The 2,005-nt window shown below is 51.5% G+C and carries 2 protein-coding genes; one reads left to right on the top strand and one right to left on the bottom strand.

The genetic code is table 11. The annotated features are described in order from the left end of the window. On the bottom strand, positions 1-543 hold a 543-nt coding region (locus ABYP39_RS18285; protein ID WP_372784063.1), incomplete at its 3' end, for a mechanosensitive ion channel family protein. Between the two features lie 443 nt (positions 544-986). Here ABYP39_RS18285 and ABYP39_RS18280 point away from each other — a divergent pair. Further along, on the top strand, positions 987-2,005 hold a 1,019-nt coding region (locus ABYP39_RS18280), incomplete at its 3' end, for a DUF6531 domain-containing protein (protein ID WP_372784062.1).

The raw sequence follows: 2,005 nt of genomic DNA, 5'->3' as shown, positions 1-2,005 counted from the left end.
GGTAGTGATGTTGCCATTGGGAATAATATGCAGTGTGCCGTCCAGCGCGCGCATACGCACTGTGCGCAGCCCCAGCGACATCACTTCGCCGGATTTGCCGCCCGCTTCAATGATATCGCCAACGCGAATCTGGTCTTCCGCCAGCAGGAAAAAGCCGGTGATTACGTCGCGCACCAGGTTCTGGGCACCAAAACCAATCGCCAAGCCACCCAGGCCGGCAACCGCGAGAATCGGCGCAATATCCACCCCAATCTCTTTCAGTACCATCATGCCGGCCGCAAGAAACAGCAGCATCCACAACACCGTTCCGAGAATGCCGGTTAGCGTGTCGGCGCGTTTTACCCGTTCGATATCCCCATGCTTGCCGGCAATGGTTTTGTGAACGCGGTTCAACAGTTTGCGGCTAACCAGCATCGCCACCCACGCGCCGATCAGAATCAGCACAATCTGCAGGCCCGAAGTGGCCAGCCACGTGAGGGCACCCTCCACCACAGTCGCCATGGCGTCGCGGCTGCGGGCGGTCAGGTTTACTAGGTCGTCCATTTGTTTTCCTCCTTAACTACAGTGAGTCGAACATGGGCGCAGGGTAACGTATCGAGAATCGGGAAACTGTCAGTATTCACATTTGGCGGCAGAAACGTGGAAATGTTCATGTTTTTCAGGTGTATAGCGGTAATTCACGGTACAAAAACAGGGGGCAGCAGACTTTTTTGCTGCGCTGAGCAGAAAAATCTCACTCCGACCCCGGTTTATTTTGGTGAGTGCTGGAATGGGTTTTATTTCCGTTGGTTAGGTTAAATACCAGGGAATTACTTTAACTTTTGGTGAGGCTGGGGTGCCCAGCGGGCCGGTTTTGATACGAATTCCGCAACATTTGGCGCTATAATTTATTTTCTGATAATTATTAATTTGCCTGAGAATAATTTGGCGTTCATCGCATCGGGCAAGTGTGCAGCAAAATAAAAAGCACAAACACGGTGACAATCATGTATCAACGGATTTTTGCATGTCTCCGCTCAGCTCAGGTTGCCGGGCTTGCGGTGTTTCTCTTTAGTCAGACCGTGCCGGCGCACCAAGTTACGCCAATGCAGCTCGATCTGTATCCGGGGCAAACCAGGCAGGTTTCAGTGAAGGATGCAGGAACCTGCAAAGCTTTCGTGCAGGGAAGGGTGCTGGACACCAAAATCGCGACTGTAGAAGGATATACCCCGGCAGATGCCGAAGGCGTGGAAGTTCTGATCAGCGTCAAGGCGGCTGATCAAGGAGTCGGCGAAACCACGATGGAAGTTACCTGGGTAGGCGAGAACGCGCCGTCGGGAAGCAATCCAAACGCCGAATTGCCCTGTCAGGAAGATAACCGGGAATTTCCGGAAATCGTAAAAATCATTGTCAAAGATCCCAAGTCGAAAAAAATAAGCTCCTCCGGTACCTCGCTAGACCCGGTAAACACCTTTTCCGGCGAATTCTTTTTTCAGGAAGTTGACGATTTTTATCTCGGTGGCCCGCTGCCACTGTATTTCAACCGCTATTACGGGTCGCAATTGCTCAAGGGCGATATAACCGGAGACACCGGGAATAACTGGCTGCACAATTTTGAATGGCGGCTTCACCGGGCAGGCAATATCGTTGTTGTGATTAGTCCGCGTGCGGAGGTATATCAATTCAGCACCGACGGTAAAGGCAACTGGTCTCAGCAGGGCGGGAACGGTCAGCGCCCACTGCAACTGATTGAAAATGGTTCAGACTTTGTTGTGTTTAACGGTTATGAGCAGCTGAGCTATCTGTTTAATAGCGAAGGACAGTTGCTTAACGTCAGTGATGGCAAAGGCAATAACCTGGTGCTTACCAACGACACCAACGCGCTTAGTAATACGTATGGAAAACCGCTACGAATTACTGATGGCTATGGTCGTCGATTATATTTTAGCTACGACAACGTGGGCAGTGGTCACAGGCTGCAAAATGTAGAAACCGATCATGCGGGCGGGGCCGTAGAGGATTTACT

The organism is Litorivivens sp., from assembly GCF_041625495.1.
Taxonomy (GTDB): domain Bacteria; phylum Pseudomonadota; class Gammaproteobacteria; order Pseudomonadales; family Spongiibacteraceae; genus Litorivivens.
Note: the sequence above shows the minus strand (reverse complement) of the source record. Positions and strands in the feature narration are given on the sequence as shown.